1 protein-coding gene is annotated in these 1186 nt (G+C 44.2%); it reads right to left on the bottom strand.

The genetic code is table 11. From position 1 onward, the window contains the following. Positions 1–72 precede the first annotated feature (72 nt). The gene (locus tag A3739_RS03055) at positions 73–849 is read right to left on the bottom strand and encodes a dienelactone hydrolase family protein (RefSeq protein WP_231876544.1); all 777 of its coding nucleotides are present in this window, start codon (positions 847–849) and stop codon (positions 73–75) included. Positions 850–1186 lie beyond the last annotated feature (337 nt).

Here is a 1186-nt window from a genome sequence, read left to right as displayed (position 1 = left end):
TTCAAATAATAAAAAGCCCCACCTTGAGACTATCAAAGCAGGGCTGTAACGAATCGTACCTAGACTATAAAACTACATCGTTTCCATTTTGAGGAAATCAGTGAATAGCGTCCAGCTTTGGATATCCGCTCTTTCTTGATACTTTTCCGAACCAAATACAGTGAAGGCATGAGGCGCGCCGCCATAAGTCACCATTTCATGATCCACCTTCGCAGCCTCAAGCTCATCCGCTAGATTCGCGAAATCTGACATTGGAATAATCGAGTCTGCCGTACCATGCATCACAAGAACTGAGCCCTTTGTATTGCTGTAGCCTTGCCCTTCTGGGGTCGTCAAACCACCGTGAAAGCTAGCAAATCCTTTTAGTTCGGTACCTGATCTCGCCAGTTCTAACACGGCTGCGCCACCGAAACAGTAGCCCATCGCAACGGCATTACTCGTATCAGCACCAAGCTCTTTTGCTTTAGCTAAACCTGCTTGCATGATTGCGCGCATTTTCTCGCGATCTTTGTATAGCTCACCAGTATGCTGTTTTTTATCAGCCGCTTCCGTTGGACGCACGCCTTTACCAAATAAATCGACAGCAAATACTGAGTAGCCAAGTTCGTGCAGCATTTCGCTACGCTTAACTTCGTATTCAGTTAGGCCATCCCAGTCGTGAATCAAATAAACTAACGGTGCATCTTTATTATCGCCTACAACAAAGTAGCTTTCATACGCTGTGCCATTCAACTCAAAATCAACATTTTTACCGGCGTGCTTCATACCGTGCCCATCAGCCACAGCAACACTAGCACCTATTGAAACAGCTACCGCAGCAGCCCCGACCAACCCACGAGAAATATTCATAGTCACCCCTTTTATTTCGATTGCGTTTTATATCGTTTTCGATTCAAGTATCTGCGCTTCATTGTCAGCCACTTGCTTTAGACCAAATTTTGCTACGCAGTTAGATTCTACTTAGATGACTATTTTTCATGCAAATCACCTCATTTGAGGGCGATCTGACAAAAAAAATGATTTGCAACGAATTTTCCGAACAAATGTGATCCATTGTTAAACGCCCCCCCGTAACCCGACCCGAGCGCTCATAAAAATCGAAGTTTTTTATCAAGTTGTGAAAGATAAGAACAATTTTAGTCAAGGGAGTTCGCTTCGCGTCTCCGAACAATTTAAGGAATTTACC

The organism is Oleiphilus sp. HI0067, from assembly GCF_001635735.1.
This window is presented reverse-complemented; position numbering and strand designations above follow the sequence as displayed.